This window comes from Streptomyces sp. NBC_00996 (genome assembly GCF_045162675.1).
Taxonomy (GTDB): Bacteria; Actinomycetota; Actinomycetes; order Streptomycetales; family Streptomycetaceae; genus Streptomyces.
In genome coordinates this window covers 4447408-4465223 of sequence record NZ_CP108723.1, presented here as the reverse complement: position 1 = coordinate 4465223, position 17816 = coordinate 4447408, and the positions used below count along the sequence as shown (strand labels likewise).

The 17816-nt window shown below is 69.8% G+C and carries 16 protein-coding genes and 1 riboswitch; of the genes, 15 read left to right on the top strand and 1 reads right to left on the bottom strand.

Going from position 1 to position 17816, the window contains the following annotated elements:
- Nucleotides 1–68: 68 nt before the first annotated feature.
- The 5 genes from OG390_RS21000 (at nucleotide 69) to OG390_RS20980 (ending at nucleotide 4278) form a co-directional block, all read left to right on the top strand.
- Entirely contained in the window at nucleotides 69–896 is an 828-nt protein-coding gene (locus tag OG390_RS21000) for a glycoside hydrolase domain-containing protein (protein WP_406170030.1), read from the top strand.
- 124 nt (nucleotides 897–1020) lie between these two features.
- Nucleotides 1021–1332 (top strand): hypothetical protein, encoded by a 312-nt coding sequence (locus tag OG390_RS20995; protein ID WP_406170029.1) that lies wholly within the window; start codon nucleotides 1021–1023, stop codon nucleotides 1330–1332.
- A 23-nt stretch (nucleotides 1333–1355) separates the two neighbouring features.
- Nucleotides 1356–2036 (top strand): hypothetical protein, encoded by a 681-nt coding sequence (locus OG390_RS20990; RefSeq protein WP_406170027.1) that lies wholly within the window; start codon nucleotides 1356–1358, stop codon nucleotides 2034–2036.
- Nucleotides 2037–2222: 186 nt separating this feature from the next.
- Nucleotides 2223–2882, top strand: a complete 660-nt coding sequence (locus OG390_RS20985) for a SurA N-terminal domain-containing protein (RefSeq protein WP_406170025.1) — start codon at nucleotides 2223–2225, stop codon at nucleotides 2880–2882.
- A gap of 361 nt (nucleotides 2883–3243) precedes the next feature.
- Nucleotides 3244–4278 (top strand): nucleoside triphosphate pyrophosphohydrolase, encoded by a 1035-nt coding sequence (locus OG390_RS20980; protein WP_406170023.1) that lies wholly within the window; start codon nucleotides 3244–3246, stop codon nucleotides 4276–4278.
- An 89-nt stretch (nucleotides 4279–4367) separates the two neighbouring features.
- Here the strand turns inward: OG390_RS20980 and OG390_RS20975 are convergent, their stop codons facing one another.
- The gene (locus OG390_RS20975; RefSeq protein WP_406170021.1) at nucleotides 4368–5579 is read right to left on the bottom strand and encodes a globin domain-containing protein; all 1212 of its coding nucleotides are present in this window, start codon (nucleotides 5577–5579) and stop codon (nucleotides 4368–4370) included.
- 649 nt (nucleotides 5580–6228) lie between these two features.
- Here OG390_RS20975 and OG390_RS20970 point away from each other — a divergent pair.
- The 10 genes from OG390_RS20970 to OG390_RS20925 all read left to right on the top strand — a co-directional run bounded on the left by OG390_RS20970 (nucleotide 6229) and on the right by OG390_RS20925 (nucleotide 17767).
- On the top strand, nucleotides 6229–6456 hold the full coding sequence (locus tag OG390_RS20970) for a hypothetical protein (protein ID WP_406170019.1): 228 nt from the start codon (nucleotides 6229–6231) through the stop codon (nucleotides 6454–6456).
- Complete coding sequence (locus OG390_RS20965) at nucleotides 6453–7739, top strand: cytochrome P450 (protein WP_406170017.1); 1287 nt, start codon at nucleotides 6453–6455, stop codon at nucleotides 7737–7739. Before OG390_RS20970 ends, OG390_RS20965 begins: the two co-directional genes overlap by 4 nt.
- Nucleotides 7740–7938: 199 nt before the next feature.
- Complete coding sequence (locus tag OG390_RS20960) at nucleotides 7939–8907, top strand: transglycosylase family protein (RefSeq protein WP_406170016.1); 969 nt, start codon at nucleotides 7939–7941, stop codon at nucleotides 8905–8907.
- 137 nt (nucleotides 8908–9044) lie between these two features.
- Nucleotides 9045–9253: riboswitch (cyclic di-AMP (ydaO/yuaA leader) on the top strand.
- A gap of 4 nt (nucleotides 9254–9257) precedes the next feature.
- A complete protein-coding gene (locus tag OG390_RS20955) occupies nucleotides 9258–9953 on the top strand; it encodes a transglycosylase family protein (RefSeq protein WP_406170014.1) in 696 nt (231 codons plus the stop codon).
- Nucleotides 9954–10368: 415 nt separating this feature from the next.
- Nucleotides 10369–11655 carry a phosphopyruvate hydratase gene (gene eno, locus OG390_RS20950; RefSeq protein WP_356275861.1) on the top strand — a complete coding sequence of 429 codons (1287 nt, stop codon included), beginning with the start codon at nucleotides 10369–10371 and terminating at the stop codon, nucleotides 11653–11655.
- Nucleotides 11656–11813: 158 nt separating this feature from the next.
- Nucleotides 11814–12290, top strand: coding sequence for a septum formation initiator family protein (locus OG390_RS20945; RefSeq protein WP_406170012.1), 477 nt, complete (start codon nucleotides 11814–11816; stop codon nucleotides 12288–12290).
- A gap of 29 nt (nucleotides 12291–12319) precedes the next feature.
- The gene (locus tag OG390_RS20940; RefSeq protein WP_406170010.1) at nucleotides 12320–12844 is read left to right on the top strand and encodes a DUF501 domain-containing protein; all 525 of its coding nucleotides are present in this window, start codon (nucleotides 12320–12322) and stop codon (nucleotides 12842–12844) included.
- A 189-nt stretch (nucleotides 12845–13033) separates the two neighbouring features.
- The gene (locus OG390_RS20935) at nucleotides 13034–14029 is read left to right on the top strand and encodes an exopolyphosphatase (RefSeq protein ID WP_406170008.1); all 996 of its coding nucleotides are present in this window, start codon (nucleotides 13034–13036) and stop codon (nucleotides 14027–14029) included.
- A 703-nt stretch (nucleotides 14030–14732) separates the two neighbouring features.
- A complete protein-coding gene (locus OG390_RS20930; RefSeq protein ID WP_406170006.1) occupies nucleotides 14733–16127 on the top strand; it encodes an NAD(P)/FAD-dependent oxidoreductase in 1395 nt (464 codons plus the stop codon).
- Between the two features lie 347 nt (nucleotides 16128–16474).
- Entirely contained in the window at nucleotides 16475–17767 is a 1293-nt protein-coding gene (locus OG390_RS20925; RefSeq protein WP_406170004.1) for a class I SAM-dependent methyltransferase, read from the top strand.
- Nucleotides 17768–17816 lie beyond the last annotated feature (49 nt).

Genomic DNA, 17816 nt, shown 5'->3' with positions numbered 1-17816 from the left:
TCAGGGGTCCAATCGTCTTCGGTCCGCAGGTCACGCATGCCGTGACGTGTGTCATGAATGGGGTGGGAATGTCCAGCCATCGGCTGTCCAAGAAGGGTCGTTACATGGCCTGGGCCACGGCCGGCGCCGCCGTGGTCGCCGGTGCCGGGATCGCCGCGCAGACCTCGATGGCCGCCACGACGTGGCCCGCGCAGAAGACGTACACCGGCCGGGCCTTCGACACCTGCGCCGCTCCCTCGCTGTCTGCGATGAAGGCCTGGCACACCGGCTTCTACGGCGCCGCCGCCGTCTACGTCGGCGGCAAGAACCGCGGCTGCAGCCAGCCCAACCTCACCGCGTCCTGGGTGAAGTCGGTCAGCTCCATCGGCTGGAAGCTCATCCCGATCTATGTCGGTGCCCAGCCGCCATGCCAGAGCGGCTCCAACCCCGAGAAGCTCACCGCCTCCACCGCCTCCTCCCTCGGCGCGAGTGACGCGGCGGACGCCGTGTCCAAGGCGTCGGCGCTCGGCATCAAGGCCGGCAGCCCGATCTACCTCGACATGGAGTCGTACGACATCACCAACAAGTCGTGCAACGACGCCGTGCTGACGTACGTCCGCGCCTTCGACAAGGGCCTGCGCGCCAAGACGTACCGCGCGAGCTTCTACGGCTTCACCAGCTCCAGCGCCAAGGCCATCGCCACCGCGACCGACAAGACCGACCTGCCGGGCAATCTCTGGTACGCCCTGTGGGACAAGACGAACACCACGACCACGGACTGGCCGTGGGGCTCCACGCAGTTCACCAACCACAGCCGTGGCCACCAGTACATGGTCAACAGCAAGGAGACACGTCACGGTTACACGATCACCGTGGACCGGGATGCGTGGGACGCGCCGGTCGCCATCACCGGCTGAGACGGCGGCTGTCCGAGTGCGGGCTGTCCGAGTGCCGGCTGTCCGAGCACAGACTGTCTGCGTGACCGACTGTGTCTGAGTGAAGGAGTGGGATATGAGGGTTCGGGATACGAGGGTTGAAGGCGTGCCCGTGCTCGGGCCCTCCGCCGTTCGTGCGGGGCTGGCGGCGCTTCCCGTCGTCAGCCTGGGGCTGTTGTGTCCCGTGCCTTCTCTCGTGATAGCCCTGCGGCGCGGGACGCGCGCGGACTGGGCTGCCTTCGGGGCGTTCTGCGCCGTGCTGGTCGCCTGGGTCCTGGAGCTGTCGTTCACGCCCGAGACCACCCACGGGCTGGAGTTCGCGGACGACCTGCTGCTGATCCTGGTGTCGATGGTCGGCGCCTCGGTGCACGCCTGGACGTTCTGGCCCCGGCGCGTGGGACGCGCCGGTCGCCAGTAGCACGAAGAGAGTAAGAGAACGACATGGTCAAGCGGGTCAGACAGGTGCCCCAGGCGCAGCGTGCGAAGGCGGCGCGCGACGCTGAGAAGGAGTCGCGGCTCACCGTGGCCGCCAGATCCGTGTTCCAGCGGTTGAGGGGGTTGGGCGGCCGGCGGATCACGGTGGCGACAGGTGCCGTGGTCGTGGTGGCTGCCGTCGCCGTCACCGGATACCTCCTCTCCCGCGACGACGGGAAGCGGCAGCTGCCCGACACTCGGGCCCGGCACTACAAGGACATCGACGCCTGCCTGCTGACCGGGAAGAACGGGATCACGGCCGGGACCACCGCCGCCGAGGTCTGGCAGGGCATGCAGGACGCGTCCCTCACGACACACGCGCGCGTGAGCTATGCACCGGTGACCGGCGAGCCGTCCGCGGCCAACGCGCGGCCCTATCTCAACGGCCTGCTGCAGCGCTCCTGTGATGTGGTGCTGGCAGTCGGAAAGCCCGAGGTGACGGCCGCCGCGCAGACCGCTCCGCAGTACCAGAAGGTCGACTTCGTACTCGTCGGCGACGACGGCGCCGGCTCGAAGACCGACGCCAAGGACGCCAAGGACGCCAAGGACGCCGAGAGCGCCAAGAACGTCACCGTCGCGCACACCGGCGACGGACTGCGCGCGGAGATCGCCGGGGCGGTGGAGCGGGAAGTGAACGCGCGCGGCTGAAGGCGCGCGGCCAGGACAGGCCGCGGCGGACGTACGTCCGGACGGTGACCGTCCCCGGGGTGCGCGGCAGTACCCCAACTCTCGACGAATCGTTGGGCGAATGGCTGGCCGAGAGGCGAGCCACTGCCTACCATCGATCACCGCAAGACCTTGTGCACCGCCGCACAATCTCCTCGGGAGGCTTCCTTGCACCGCCGTCGTCGCACCGCGCTCGTCCTCTCCGCCGCGCTCGTCGCCGCGGCCCCTGTCCTGACCGCGTGCGGCAGCGACGCGCATCCCGGCGCCGCCGCCGTCGTCGGCGGTCAGCGGATCACGGTCGCGCAGTTGGAGAGCCGGGTGAACGAGGTGCGCGCGGCGCAGAAGGCCGCCACCAAGGACGAGGCCCAGTACGAGCAGACCATCGCCAGGACCGGCACGCTCGCCCGCGACACCCTGCACGGCATGGTCCTCGACCGGGTCCTGGACCGGGCCGCGAAGAACGCGGGCGTCGGCGTGACCCGCAAGGACACCCAGCAGCTGCGGGCCTCCCTCGAACAGCAGGCGGGCGGCGCGCGGGCGCTGGAGACGGCCTGGCTGCAGAACTACGGAGTGGCGCCGACGCACCTCGACGAGAGTCTGCGCACCGAGATCGAGGCGCAGAAGCTGGCCGCCACGCTCGGCGTCGACATGAACACCACCGAGGGCAAGACCACCTTCTGGAAGGCGATGTCCGTCGCCTCCAAGGAGCTCCGCGTCGACCTGAACCCGCGCTACGGCGCCTGGGACGTCCGGAAGAGCAGCCGCGTCGACGCGAAGACGCCGTGGCTGCGGGAGGTCACCGCGGCGGGGACCCAGCAGACGACGTAACGCCCTGCGGGCGTGGGGGCTGTGGATAACGGTTCGGCCGGGCGGCTCGCGGAGAGAGCCGCCCGGCGCTCCCCGTCCAGGCAGTGGCACCCCCGCCCCCGTCCGGCAGCCGTACGGTGGTCTGCGTCCGGCGCCCGTACGGTGGTCTGCGTCCGGCGCCCGCATGGCGGTTCACGTCCGGCAGCCGCACGGCGGTCCTCGTCCGGCAGTTGTACCGTGGTCCGCGTCCGGCGCCCGCACGGTGGTCCGCGTCCTGCGGTCGTACGGCGGTCCGCGTCCGTTCGGCGCGTGGACGGACGGTGGGCCGCCCGGCCTGTGGATAACTGATGGGGCTGTCGGCGGTGTGGGTTACGTTCGAGGGGTGAACGCAACCAGCTTCGACGGCGCCCCGGACGCGACCGGCCCCGACGCCCCCGCCACCTCCACCGACCCCGGCCGTATCGTGCTGCTCACCACCAGCCACCGGGTGGCGCCCGGGCTGCTGTCCTGGCCCGCCTGGCAGGCGCTCCGCGGTGCCGACCAGGTCCTGTGCGCGGACGGCGCTCACCCGCAGTTGCCTTATCTGCGCGAAGCGGGCATCACCGTCGACGAGGCGTCCCCGACCGCACAGGAGCTGGTCGACGCGTGCGCGGGCGGCCGCACCCTGGTCGTCGTCGCCACCGGCGAGGGTGAGCCGCGGCTCACCGACGGCCTGGCCCGCCTGGCCGGCTCCGGCCGCATACAGATGCCGGACCTGGAGCTGCTCCCCGCCTCGTACGACCTGCCGGGCGCCCGCCTCCTCGACCTCGTCCAGGTCATGGACCGCATCCGCGCGGAGTGCCCCTGGTCGTCCCAGCAGACCCACAAGGGCCTGGCGAAGTACGGCATCGAGGAGGCGTACGAACTGGTCGAGGCGATCGAGGAGGGCGACCGGGACGAGCTGCGCGAGGAGCTCGGCGACGTCCTGCTCCAGGTCGTCTTCCACGCCCGTATCGCCGAGGAGGACGAGGACGCGCCCTTCTCCATCGACGACGTGGCGGGCGGCATCGTGGCCAAGCTCATCCACCGCCACCCGCATGTCTTCGGCGACGAGACGGCCACCACCCCCGAGGAGGTCAAGGAGCACTGGCTGCGCACGAAGGCGGTGGAGAAGCAGCGCACGTCCGTGACGGAGGGCGTCCCGCTGGGCCAGCCGGGCCTGGCGCTGGCGGCGAAGCTGGCATCGCGGGTGCGTACGGCGGGACTTGACGTCCAGCCGCCACGGGGCGAGGGCGTCGGGTACGAGCTGCTGCGGACAGCCGCGCGCGCCGAGGCCGAGGGCGTGGACCCGGAGGCGGCGCTGCGGGCGGCGGCACGGGCGTACCGGGACGCGATCCGCGCGGCGGAGGGGGCTTCGGGGGAGGGCGCGGAGGACTGAGGGCCGGGCGCCCGAGTGGCTGGATGAGAGGGGCGGGGCTGAGGGCCGGAGGCCTGACGATCGAGCGAGCCGGGGCGGCCGGGCCGGAGTTACGCCTGCGGGGCGCGGCTCGACGGGTTGTGCCAGCTCGGCCGTGGGCGGCCGAGGAGCCACTCCGCCGCGCCCACCGGTCGAGGTTGTCCCTGGCCGGTCGGCGCCAGGACGTCGTGGAAGATCCGCTCCGGCGGCGTGCCGAAAGAGGGCAGGGTCTCGCCGATCTCTTCGACGAGCATGGGCGGACCGGCGAGATAGACGTCGTGCCGGGTCCAGCCGGCGCGGTTGCCCAGCGCGGTCAGCAGCCGTTCGGTCGCCTGGGCCTTGGGCCGGCCGGGGGCGGGGGTGATGAAGGTGACGGCGAGCCGGGGAAGCCGGGCCCGCAGACGCTCGAGGGCGCCCCGGTCGTAGAGGTACGAGGTGTCGCGGGCGACAAGGAACAGCCGGGCCTCGTGTGTGTCGTCGAGCTGTTCCAGCAGCGCCTTCACGGGCGCCCATCCCGTGCCGGCCGCGATGAGGGTGAGGGGCCGATCCACGGGCGTGCGCAGGGTCAGCCCGCCGCCGGGCGCGCCCAGCCGCAGGACGTCGCCCTCCCGGGTCTGCCGGACGAGGGCGGTGGAGAGGAGGCCGTCCTCGACCCGGCTGATGTGCAGGTCGACGGTGCGGTCGGCGCGGGGTGCGTTGGCCAGCGAGTACGGCCGCCAGATGCCGGGCAGATGGGGGACGTTGACGCTGACGTACTGGCCGGGGGAGTAGCGCAGCCGGCGGTGCGGTCGCAGGGTCAGGACGACGAGGTCGTCGCCGTACCGTGTCCGGGCGGTCACCTCGGCGTCCCACCAACGCGGTTCGCCGCGCTGCTGTGCCTCCCACGCGCCCTGCAGCATCACATTCGTGATCGCCCCGTACGCCTCGCCCCAGGCCTTCTCGACCTCCGCGTTCCACGCCGACCCCGCGACGAGGGCGAACGCTGCGATCAGACTCGCCCCCACGGCGGCGTAGTGCTCCGGCTCCGCCAGATACTTCCGGTGGTCCCTCCCGAGCTCCCGTAAGTACCTCGGCAGCCCCGGATCCTCCAGCCGCTCCATCACATGGGTGAGTGCCGCGAAGAGTCTGTCCCGCTGCCGCTCCATGTCCTCCGGGAAGCCCAGCGGAAACAGCCCGCGGATCTCCGGGTGGTGCCGGAACAGGTGCGAGTAGAAGTACTTGACCGCGAACTCGGCCCGTCTCTCGACGACCGCGAAGCTGGATCTGAGTATTTCGGGGTCCACGGCGCGAATGTAGGGAGTTGTCGAGCCGCGGAGTCAAACAGCAGGTGATTTACGGACAGTCCGGGGTGAAGTATGCGGGGCCGGAGAGAGCGTGGCTGAGTACCGTTGTTCCAGGGTGTGCGGGAGCAAGGGGGCGCGGTGGAAGCGGAGTTGGCGGCGGAGTTGGCACAGGTCCTTGTCCGACGGAAGCCGAGGCGGGACTGGGAGCGGCTCAGGGCGCGTCTCGACGCGGCGTTCGGACCACGCGTGTTTCTGGGACCCGCACTTGACCAGCTGCAGAGGGAAGTGACGTACCACAGGGTGTCCCCTGGCGGCACGATCGAACGCGAATGGACCGAACGGCTGGCGGGTGTGCTCCGGCGGAAGCCGGGTGCCGTTCCTGAAATCCGGGCGATCGTGGCAGATTTCCGCCCCTCCGCGGCTTCGAGGGCCGCCTCCGGCAGCACCTCCGGAACGGAAGGCCAAGAGGGCGCGGTCAGGTCCCTCGCCGTGCAGGCCCCACCCTCCGTCGACGCGCCCCGCGCCCACGACCACCTCGACTTCCGCGAGAGCACCTTCCACGGTCAGGTCGTCGGCGTGCGAGGACCAGGACGCGGAGGTCCTGTTCCTGCGCGGGCGCTTCGCGGGACTGGGCGTCGATCCGGACGATATGCACTGGTTTCGCCGGGCGGCGGACCTCGGGCACCACAGAGCGACCCTGATGGTCGGGCTGGCCCTCGCACGCGCACAGGACCTCGCCGCGGTCCCCTACCTGGAAGCCGTCGCGGACAAGGGCAACCGACAGGCGGCGGCCGCCCTCGCCGAACTCCTCCTCTACTGGGCCCACCACTGGTCGAACAAGGCATCCGAGCCCCCTCCGGATACCGTCATGGAGTGACCGACCAGCCCCAGCTCCCCAGCACCGCCCCCGAACTCTTCACCTGGGAGTTCGCCACCAACCCCTACCCGGCGTACGCCTGGCTCAGGGAGCATGCCCCCGTGCACAGGACCCGGCTGCCCAGTGGGGTGGAGGCCTGGCTGGTCACCCGGTACGTGGATGCCAAGCAGGCGCTCGCGGACGGGCGGCTGTCCAAGAACCCCGCCCATCACGACGAGCCCGCGCATGCGAAGGGGAAGACCGGTATCCCCGGTGAGCGCAAGGCCGAGTTGATGACGCATCTGCTGAACATCGACCCGCCGGACCACACCCGGCTGCGGCGGCTGGTCAGCAAGGCGTTCACACCCCGGCGCGTGGTCGAGTTCGCGCCGCGCGTGCAGGAGCTCACGGACCACCTGATCGACCAGTTCGCCGAAAAGGGTTCCGCCGACCTCATCCACGAGTTCGCCTTCCCGCTCCCCATCTACGCCATCTGCGACCTGCTCGGCGTGCCCCGTGAGGACCAGGACGACTTTCGGGACTGGGCGGGGATGATGATCCGGCACGGCGGAGGGCCGAGGGGCGGTGTGGCGCGGTCCGTCAAGAAGATGCGGGGGTATCTCGCCGAGCTGATCCACCGCAAGCGCCAACTCCTGCCCGACCGGCCCGCCCCCGGCGAGGACCTCATCTCCGGGCTCATCCGCGCCTCCGACCACGGCGAGCACCTCACCGAGAACGAGGCCGCCGCCATGGCCTTCATCCTGCTGTTCGCCGGCTTCGAGACCACCGTCAATCTCATCGGCAACGGCACCTACGCCCTCCTCACCCACCCCGAGCAACGCCGACGACTGCAGGCCTCCCTCGCCGCCAAGGAGACCGGACTTCTCGAGTCCGGCGTCGAGGAGCTCCTGCGCTACGACGGCCCCGTCGAACTGGCCACGTGGCGGTTCGCGACCGAGGCGGTCCGGATCGGGGGGCAGGACATCGCGCCCGGCGACCCCGTCCTCGTCGTACTGGCGGCAGCGGACCGTGACCCCGAACGGTTCCAGCATCCGGACACCCTCGACCTCTCGCGGCGTGACAACCAACACCTCGGGTACGGCCACGGCATCCACTACTGCCTCGGCGCGCCGCTCGCTCGCCTGGAGGGCCAGACCGCGCTCGCCACCCTGCTCACCCGTCTTCCGGATCTCCAACTCGCGGGAGATTCGGCCGATTTGCGCTGGCGCGGCGGACTCATTATGCGTGGATTGCGCACACTTCCCGTGGAGTTCACGCCTCCGCTTGACTTGCCCCGCGCCTAAGGGGTGGGCGTGCAGGGAACGGCCGCTCAGCAGGGAAAAGGTGACGTTCCGTCAACTCTGTGATCTTCACGTGATCTGCGCTGCATCGACTTGTGACAAGCGTTCGAGTGCGGATACGTTCACCCATCAACGCGGCCCATCCGTCGCTGCAGTCGCAGTAGCGGCTGTCGTCACCTGCTGTCACGCGAAAGGCTTCCGCATGCTCTCCGGGAACGGCCGTCATCGTCGCCCCCGTCAGGCCCCGGCTCTCATCGTCGCCGCAGGAGTGACCGGATCGGCCATCGCCATCCCGTTGCTCGGCGCCACCAGTGCGAGCGCGGCCGACGGCACCACCTGGGACCGGGTCGCGGAGTGCGAGAGTGGCGGCGCCTGGAGCGCGAACGACGGCAACGGGTACTACGGCGGGCTGCAGTTGACCCAGGAGAACTGGGAGTCGTACGGCGGCCTCGAGTACGCCCCCAGTGCCGACCAGGCCAGCCGCTCGCAGCAGATAGCCATCGCCGAGAAGGTCCTCGACGGCCAGGGGCTCACCGCCTGGCCCACCTGTGGACCGCTCTCCGGGCTCAGCAAGAACTCGGGCTCGGTCGAGGTCGACACGGGTGTGGCGGACGACTCGTCGAGTTCGTCGAGTTCTTCTGATTCGTCCGACTCGTCCAATTCATCTGCTGAGTCCGATTCATCCAACTCGTCCGACTCGGGCTCCGACTCCTCGTCCGACGCCTCCTCGAGTGCGGACGGGAACTCCACGAAGTCCGACACCTCACAGGGTTCCGACAGCTCGGATACGGGAGCGGCCAAGAGTGACGAGTCGGACAAGCCCGGCCAGAACGACGACTCTTCGGCCGGGTCCGACAGTGCGACGTCCGGCGCCGGGCGCCACCGTGGCGACACCGCCGACGAGGGCGCGGCCGAGGGTGCGACCGACGGCCGTAAGGACGGCGCTTCCGGACGGCACGCCTCGCGCGGCTCCGACGCCTCCCGTGACGCCGCCGACGGCTCCTACGTCGTGCGCGCCGGAGACAGTCTCTGGACCATCGCCGACTCCCTTGACCTCAAGGGTGGATGGGCCGAGTTGTACGCCGGGAACAAGGAGGCGGTCGGCGCCGATCCCGACCTCATCCTTCCCGGTCAGAGGCTTGCAGTTGGTGCTGAATCGGGCGAAAAGTAGCGGGAGTTCACGTCATGATTCGCCGTGGAATGTCCGGTTTGGCGTGAGTGAGACATGAGTCTCAGAAGCCCTGATCGTCTTTGAAATTCCGGCGATCGCATGTCTACGGTCATGACCGCTCGCCACTGCGGGCCCCGACGGTCGCAACGCCGAATCCTGCCAACGGCCGTACGGGAACAGTCGACGCGTCAGCGCCGTAGGCAGGAGCGGGGGACCCAAGGTAAGCGCCGCGCCCGGTAGTTGACCGGGAGCGGCTTGGGGTGAAGCCGTGCGCCAGTGGCGTACGACCGGGCACTCACCCGCCCGAACCCGACAGCTCACCTCGCAGGCGTCGGTGAGGGGATCTCTCCATGCTGTTTTCCAGCAAGGGCAAGCACCGCCGCCCGGCCGTCCTCAATCGGACCACCCGTCTCGCAACGCTCGCCGGTGTCACCGGTGTCGCCATCGCCGCCCCGCTGATGGCGGCCGGCAGCGCTTCCGCCGCCACCGCCTCCGAGTGGGACGCCGTCGCCCAGTGCGAGTCCGGCGGCAACTGGTCCATCAACACCGGCAACGGCTACTACGGCGGCCTGCAGTTCTCGGCCTCCACCTGGGCCGCGTACGGCGGTACCGCCTACGCCGCCGGCGCCAACCAGGCCTCCAAGTCGGAGCAGATCACCATCGGTGAGAAGGTCCTCGCCGCGCAGGGCAAGGGTGCCTGGCCGACCTGCGGCACGGGCCTGTCGAGCGCCGCGTACACCGGCGGCACCTCCAGCTCCTCGTCCAACAGGTCGCAGAGCGCGACCCAGAGCACCACCACCCGGACGACGGAGCAGCCCGCCTCGCGTTCGGCCGAGCGCCCCGCCGCCAAGACCGTCACCACCCCGACCGGCAAGAAGGTCAAGAAGGGTGAAGGCGAGTACAAGGTCGTCAAGGGTGACACCCTCAGCTCGATCGCCGAGAAGAAGCACGTCAAGGGTGGCTGGCAGCAGCTGTTCAAGCTGAACAAGGACATCATCGACGACGCGGACTTCATCTACCCGGGTCAGCAGCTCCACCTCGGCTGAGTGCGCGGCTGATCGCTTGAGTGCGCGGCTGATCGCTCAGCCGGGCGTGCGGCGGATTGTCCGGCGGAGTAACAGCTCCCTCATGGAGGAGGCCTCCATACCGGAGACCTCGTGAGGGTCCCCCCGTCACCACGGGCTCCCCGCTCCGGTGCGTGTTCCCCCGTACGCGCCGGAGCGGGGCTTTTTGTGCCTGGCTCTCGTGCGCTTTCATGCCTGGCTCTCGTGCGCGAGGTTTCGTGTACGGGGCAGGTTTTTGTTCCGTTCGGAAACAATTTACTCTCGGTTCTGCCCAAGGGGTGGTCGACCGGCTGGCCGATCCCCCCGAGGCGGTTAGGCTCATCTCGCGGAGCCGACCGCGGCTCCGTGCACTACGGGCCCCGCGGCCCCGCGTACCCGCGTCACATCCCAGAAGGAGATGCTCGTGCCGTCCATCGACGTCGTCGTAGCCCGGGAAATCCTGGACTCCCGAGGCAACCCCACGGTCGAGGTCGAGGTCGGCCTCGACGACGGCAGCACGGGTCGTGCCGCCGTCCCGTCCGGCGCCTCCACCGGCGCCTTCGAGGCCATCGAGCTCCGCGACGGTGACCCCAACCGCTACCAGGGCAAGGGTGTCGAGAAGGCCGTCCTCGCCGTCATCGAGCAGATCGGCCCGGAGCTCGTCGGTTACGACGCCACCGAGCAGCGCCTGATCGACCAGGCGATGTTCGACCTGGACGCCACCGACAACAAGGGCTCGCTCGGCGCCAACGCCATCCTCGGCGTCTCGCTCGCCGTCGCGCACGCCGCCTCAGAGGCCAGCGACCTCCCCCTCTTCCGCTACCTGGGCGGCCCGAACGCGCACCTGCTGCCCGTTCCGATGATGAACATCCTGAACGGCGGCTCGCACGCCGACTCCAACGTGGACATCCAGGAGTTCATGATCGCCCCGATCGGCGCGGAGTCCTTCTCCGAGGCCCTGCGCTGGGGCGCCGAGGTCTACCACACCCTCAAGAAGGTGCTGAAGACCAAGGGCCTGTCCACCGGCCTCGGCGACGAGGGCGGCTTCGCCCCGAACCTGGAGTCCAACCGCGCCGCGCTCGACCTCATCCTCGAGGCCATCAAGCAGGCCGGTTACGTACCCGGTGAGCAGATCGCGCTCGCGCTCGACGTCGCCGCGTCCGAGTTCTACAAGGACGGCAAGTACGAGTTCGAGGGCAAGTCCCGCTCGGCCGCCGAGATGACCGAGTACTACGAGGAGCTCGTCTCCGCGTACCCGCTGGTCTCCATCGAGGACCCGCTGTACGAGGACGACTGGGCCGGCTGGAACGTCATCACCGAGAAGCTGGGCGACAAGGTCCAGATCGTCGGCGACGACCTCTTCGTCACCAACCCGGAGCGCCTGGCCCGCGGTATCGAGGAGGGCTCCGCCAACGCCCTGCTCGTCAAGGTCAACCAGATCGGCTCGCTGACCGAGACCCTGGACGCCGTCGAGATGGCCCAGCGCAACGGCTTCAAGTGCATGATGTCGCACCGCTCCGGCGAGACCGAGGACGTCACCATCGCCGACCTCGCCGTCGCGGTGAACTGCGGCCAGATCAAGACCGGTGCCCCGGCCCGCTCGGACCGCGTCGCCAAGTACAACCAGCTGCTGCGCATCGAGGAGATCCTCGACGACGCCGCGGTGTACGCCGGTCGCTCGGCCTTCCCGCGCTTCAAGGGCTGAGTGTTGCCGCAGGTCCGCTCCGCGGACAGTCGGCACAGCAAGGGCTGACCCGTACAGGGCCAGGCCTTAGCCAGTCGTACGTACGTCCCCGTACTCGGTCCCGTACCGTGTGCGGGGACGTACGCACGTGATGGGCTTGCACCGGGGAGGCGGGACTCATGGCCGTGAAGGACCGGGACCGGTTCTCCACCGCGACCAGACTGCGGCTGCTCGGCGAGCAGACCGCGGCCCGTGTCTACCGTTCCCAGACCAAGCGGCAGGCCCGCCGCTCGCGGCTGACGGGCCGGGCCGCGCTCCTGGCTCTCGTCCTGTGCTCCCTGATCGTGGCCCTCGCGTACCCGATAAGGCAGTACGTGTCCCAGCGGGCCGAGATCGCCGATGTGGAGCGGCAGCGGGAGCAGGCCCGTGAACGGGTCGAGCAGCTGCGCGACCTCAAGGCGCGCTGGCGGGACGACGCGTACGCCGAGCAGCAGATCCGGCAGCGGCTGCACTATGTGATGCCGGGCGAGATCGGCTACGTCGTGATCGACCCGGACACGTCGAAGCAGACTCGCGTCGACAAGGGGGCGGCCGCCCGTCCCTGGTACGCCAATGTCTGGGACGGCGTGGACAAGTCCGACGCCGCCGACCAGTGAACTGACCAGAAAGACAAGTGACTCACGGCATGGAAACGCCACCGCCGCCCACCCCGCGCACCGAGCCGACCGACGCGGACGTCGAGGCCTTCAAGCAGCAGCTGGGCCGGCCGCCCCGCGGGTTGCGCGCGATCGCGCACCGGTGCCCGTGCGGGCAGCCGGACGTCGTCGAGACGGCGCCGCGTCTTCCCGACGGGACGCCGTTCCCGACGACGTACTACCTGACGTGTCCGCGGGCCGCGTCCGCGATCGGCACGCTCGAGGCCAACGGTGTCATGAAGGAGATGACGGACCGGCTGGCGACCGACCCCGAGCTGGCCGCCGCGTACCGCGCCGCCCACGACGACTACATCGCGCGCCGCGACTCCATCGAGGTCCTGGAGGGCTTCCCGAGCGCGGGCGGCATGCCGGACCGGGTGAAGTGCCTCCATGTGCTGGTGGCCCACTCCCTGGCTGCGGGGCCCGGCGTGAACCCCCTCGGGGACGAGGCCATCGCGATGCTGCCGGAGTGGTGGCGCAAGGGCGCATGCGTGGTCCCCGCGGACGGGACCTGACCCTCCGCCTCACTCAAAGGATCGCGCAGTTCCTTCGCGTCCCGGAAAGGGGCGCGGGGAACTGCGCGACAAGCCCCCACCGTCCCGCACAAAATGAACAACGCAAGGGGGTCCGGGGGCGCAGCCCCCAGGCACGGGAACGGGTAGGGGCGGAGGGGCGAGAACCATCACGACAGGAGACCGGACACCATGACCAGGGTCGCTGCCATCGACTGCGGCACCAACTCCATCAGGCTGCTCGTCGCAGACGCGGACCCGCGGACGGGTGAACTCGTCGAGCTGGACCGCAGGATGACGATCGTGCGGCTCGGCCAGGGCGTCGACCGGACCGGACGGCTCGCGCCGGAGGCACTGGAGCGGACGTTCGCCGCGTGCCGGGAGTACGCGGCGATCATCAAGGAACACGGCGCGGAGCGGCTGCGCTTCGTGGCGACCTCGGCCTCCCGGGACGCCGAGAACCGGGACGAGTTCGTCCGTGGGGTGCTGGACATCCTCGGGGTCGAGCCGGAGGTCATCACCGGGGACCAGGAGGCGGAGTTCTCCTTCACCGGCGCGACCAAGGAGCTGACCGGCCAAAACCAGGGGGGCGCGGGGCGCCCTTCGAATGAGGGTGATGGTGGGCGACGGGCGGGCGACCTGGCCAAGCCCTTCCTTGTCGTGGACATCGGCGGCGGGTCGACCGAGTTCGTCGTCGGCGACGACCATGTGCGCGCGGCGCGCTCCGTCGACGTCGGCTGTGTACGGATGACCGAGCGGCACCTCGTACGGGACGGGGTCGTCACCGATCCGCCCACCGAGGAGCAGATCGCGGCGATGCGCGCCGACATCGAGCACGCGCTCGACCTCGCCGAGGAGACGGTCCCGCTGCGCGAGGCACACACGCTGGTGGGCCTCGCCGGCTCCGTCACCACGGTCGCGGCGATCGCGCTGGGGCTCGACGCCTACGACTCCACGAAGATCCACCATTCCCGGATCGCGTACGAGCGGGTCAAGGGCATCACCGACGCCCTTCTGAAGGCCACTCATGAACAGCGCGCCGCGCATCCGGTGATGCACCCGGGGCGCGTCGATGTGATCGGCGCGGGCGCCCTCGTCCTCCTCGCGATCATGGAGCGGATCGACGCCCAGGAGGTAGTCGTCAGCGAGCACGACATCCTCGACGGGATCGCCTGGTCCATCGCCTAGTGCCGGGTCAGCCGAGGTTCGCCCCGTCGCGACGCCCGGCACGCTCCCCCACTGCCTCAAGGGCGTGGGAGGTGCCCCCACTCGCCGCACCGGCCGAAAGTCCAAGTAACACAGTACGAGGACTTCCGGCCGGCACTCCCCCAGCCTTCGGCCGGGGGCCCCCGGAGCACGCACCGGACGCCGCTCCTCAACGGGCAAACCTTGGCTGACGCGCACTAGAGCCTGGGGCTCCTGGACCGTGACCCGAGCCACTGCTCGGCCGTGGCCTGGGTCTCCTTCGGCTACCGCTCGGTAGCCTCGGCTGAGCGGGTCGGATAGCGTATGAGCGCGCCTGAGGGGCACCGAAATACCCCTGGGCGACGAGCCGTCCGGAAACTTCGTGAAGTTCTTCACAAGGAAAAAGGCCCTGCTCGGCGAGGATTGGACCTCTGGGGCCACCGTGGGGGGCTCAGGCGGCCTGGGAACGTGCTCACAGGAGCGTTTCGAGGGCGTGGTCGACGGGTGAAACAGGGGCCTGGTCCGGTCGGTTCGAAAGGCCGGAGCGGCAGCTCACGCGGTGTTGACAACGGTCCGCACTGCACAGTGGTTCCTCGTTGTCACCATGACCTGGGTCACGTGGGTCGCGCAGTGTAGCAGAGGGCCTGCCCAAGCTTGTGAAGGGGCGCACGAGCGACCCCCCATGACCGGGTGGATACTCGATGGCATGAGCACCACGGAGCGTCCCAGGATCCTCGTAGTAGGCGGTGGGTACGTAGGCCTGTACGCAGCTCGGCGCATTCTCAAGAAGATGCGCTACGGAGAGGCGACCGTCACGGTCGTCGACCCCCGGTCGTACATGACCTACCAGCCCTTCCTCCCCGAAGCCGCCGCCGGCAGCATCTCCCCGCGGCATGTCGTCGTCCCGCTGCGACGCGTGCTCCCCAAGGCGGAGGTCCTCACCGGCCGGGTCACCACCATCGACCAGGACCGCAAGGTCGCCACGATCGCCCCCCTCGTGGGTGAGGCGTACGAGCTGCCTTTCGACTACCTCGTCATCGCGATGGGCGCGGTCTCCCGCACCTTCCCGATCCCCGGCCTTGCCGAGCAGGGCATCGGTATGAAGGGCATCGAGGAGTCCATCGGCCTGCGCAACCACGTACTTGAGCAGCTCGACAAGGCCGACTCCACGACCGACGAGGACGTCCGCCGCAAGGCGCTCACCTTCGTCTTCGTCGGTGGTGGCTTCGCCGGTGCCGAGACCATCGGCGAGGTCGAGGACATGGCCCGCGACGCGTCGAAGTACTACACCAACGTGTCCCGCGAGGACATGCGCTTCATCCTCGTCGACGCCGCGGACAAGATCCTTCCCGAGGTCGGCCCGAAGCTCGGCCAGTACGGCAAGGAGCACCTGGAGAGCCGCGGGGTCGAGATCTACCTCTCGACGTCCATGGACTCCTGCGTCGACGGCCACGTGGTCCTCAAGAACGGCCTCGAGGTCGACTCCAACACCATCGTGTGGACGGCCGGCGTCAAGCCGAACCCCGTTCTCGCCCGCTTCGGCCTGCCGCTCGGCCCGCGCGGTCACGTGGACACCCGGACCACCCTCCAGGTGCAGGGCACGGACTACATCTGGGCCGCCGGCGACAACGCCCAGGTGCCGGACGTCGCCGCCCGCAAGGCCGGTGTCGAGAACGCCTGGTGCCCGCCGAACGCGCAGCACGCGCTGCGGCAGGCGAAGGTCCTCGGCGACAACGTGGTCTCCGGCATGCGGGGCTTCCCGCAGAAGGAGTACTCGCACTCCAACAAGGGTGCGGTGGCCGGTCTCGGCCTCCACAAGGGCGTCGCGATGATCGTCATGGGCAAGATGAAGATCAAGCTCAAGGGCCGCCTGGCGTGGTACATGCACCGCAGTTACCACGGGATGGCCATGCCGACCTGGAACCGGAAGATCCGCGTCTTCGCGGACTGGACGCTCGCGATGTTCCTCAAGCGTGAGGTCGTCTCGCTCGGTGCCATGGAGTCTCCTCGCGAGGAGTTCTACGAGGCCGCCAAGCCGGCGCCCGCGGCCACCGCGGCTGCGCCCGCGGCCAAGACCGAGGAGAAGGCCAAGGCCTCCTGACCTCCGGTCACTGAACGCCCCGAAGGGGCCGTCCGCCATCCGTGGTGCGGGCGGCCCCTTCGGCGTCCCCCCCGGAGGGGTGGTTCCTTTGCTGCGGCCCGGTGGGGGTTGGTCGCACAGTTCCCCGTGCTCCTCTGAGGGGCGCGGGGAACTGCCCAGTCTTTCAGGGGGGTCTGGGGGGCGGAGCCCCCACATGTGGGAATAGGCAGGGGTGGCGGGGGCGGAAAACGCGTGGCCGCTACAGCTATTTTGCTCAGCTGTAACGCGGAAGGGGGACTGCGCAGCAGGCCCGTTGGTGTTTACGTGGTGTTGGAGCGTTCGGGAGTGTTGTCTCGGAGGTGTACGCCATGCAGGACGCCGCGCTGCGGCTGAAGAGCCTTGTCGAACAGTTGCTGGGGGTCCCGCTCCCGTTGCGCATCCGCGCCTGGGACGGCTCGGAAGCAGGCCCCCCCAGCGCCCCCGCCCTCGTGGTGCGCAACCGAAGGGCCCTGCGCCGGCTGCTGTGGAAACCCGGCGAGTTGGGGCTCGCCCGGGCCTGGGTCGCCGGAGACCTCGGGGTGGAGGGCGACCTGTACACCGCCCTGGACCTGATGTCCGGGCTGGTGTGGGATCGGGGCGAGGACGCCAGGGGAGTCGGGGAGGCGCTGCGCGACCCCGAGGTGCGCGCCGCCGTACGCGGGCTGGTGAAGATGGCCGGGCCCCCGCTGCCGCCCGCCCCGCCCCGCGAGGAGGTCCGCAGACGCAGCCACCTGCACACCAAGCGCAGCGACAAGCGGGCCATCAGCCACCACTACGACGTGGGGAACGACTTCTACGAGATCGTCCTCGGGTCCTCCATGGTCTACTCGTGTGCCTACTGGGAGAACGGCGGCACGCTTGAGGAGGCCCAGCGCGACAAGCTCGAACTCATTGCCCGCAAGCTCGATCTGAAGCCCGGCCAGCGGCTGCTCGACGTCGGCTGCGGCTGGGGTTCGATGGCCATCCATGCCGCCCGCGAGCACGGCGTGAGTGTCGTCGGGGTGACCCTGTCGCAGGAACAGGCCGCTTACGCCCGCAAGCGGGTCGCCGACGAGGGGCTGACCGACAAGGTCGAGATCCGCGTCCAGGACTACCGGGACGTCGCCGACGGACCCTACGACGCCATCTCCTCCATCGGGATGGCCGAACACGTGGGCGCCGAGCGCTACTTGGAGTACGCCGAGGTGTTGTACCAACTCCTCAAGCCGGGCGGACGGTTGCTCAACCATCAGATCGCCCGGCCGCCGCGGCGCGATGAATCGGCGTACTCCGTGGACGAGTTCATCGACGCGTACGTCTTCCCGGACGGCGAACTCGCGCCCATCGGGACGACCGTGACACAGCTGGAGCGTGCCGGGTTCGAGGTGCGCGACGTCGAGTCCATCCGCGAGCACTACGCGCTCACCCTGCGCCGCTGGGTCGCCAACCTGGAGGCTCAGTGGGCGCGGGCCGTCAAGCTCACCAGCCCCCCGCGGGCCCGCGTCTGGCGGCTGTACATGGCGGCCAGCGCGGTCGCCTTCGAGCGCAACCGCATCGGCGTCAACCAGGTACTGGCGGTCAGGACACCGGAGGCCTCCGGTGCCTCCGGGATGCCGCTGCGCGCGCGTATCTGGGGGGCGTGACCGTACGCGGGAGAGTCCTCCGTACGAGAAAGGGGCCCCGTTCCGTCCG

Bases quoted from the DNA above. Each gene is read 5' to 3' on its own strand.
- OG390_RS21000 (WP_406170030.1), top strand. From the start codon at position 69: ATGTCCAGCCATCGGCTGTCCAAGAAGGGTCGTTACATGGCCTGGGCC.
- OG390_RS20990 (WP_406170027.1), top strand. From the start codon at position 1,356: ATGGTCAAGCGGGTCAGACAGGTGCCCCAGGCGCAGCGTGCGAAGGCG.
- OG390_RS20970 (WP_406170019.1), top strand. From the start codon at position 6,229: ATGCACTGGTTTCGCCGGGCGGCGGACCTCGGGCACCACAGAGCGACC.
- OG390_RS20960 (WP_406170016.1), top strand. From the start codon at position 7,939: ATGCTCTCCGGGAACGGCCGTCATCGTCGCCCCCGTCAGGCCCCGGCT.
- OG390_RS20955 (WP_406170014.1), top strand. From the start codon at position 9,258: ATGCTGTTTTCCAGCAAGGGCAAGCACCGCCGCCCGGCCGTCCTCAAT.
- eno (WP_356275861.1), top strand. From the start codon at position 10,369: ATGCTCGTGCCGTCCATCGACGTCGTCGTAGCCCGGGAAATCCTGGAC.
- OG390_RS20945 (WP_406170012.1), top strand. From the start codon at position 11,814: ATGGCCGTGAAGGACCGGGACCGGTTCTCCACCGCGACCAGACTGCGG.
- OG390_RS20940 (WP_406170010.1), top strand. From the start codon at position 12,320: ATGGAAACGCCACCGCCGCCCACCCCGCGCACCGAGCCGACCGACGCG.
- OG390_RS20935 (WP_406170008.1), top strand. From the start codon at position 13,034: ATGACCAGGGTCGCTGCCATCGACTGCGGCACCAACTCCATCAGGCTG.
- OG390_RS20930 (WP_406170006.1), top strand. From the start codon at position 14,733: ATGAGCACCACGGAGCGTCCCAGGATCCTCGTAGTAGGCGGTGGGTAC.
- OG390_RS20925 (WP_406170004.1), top strand. From the start codon at position 16,475: ATGCAGGACGCCGCGCTGCGGCTGAAGAGCCTTGTCGAACAGTTGCTG.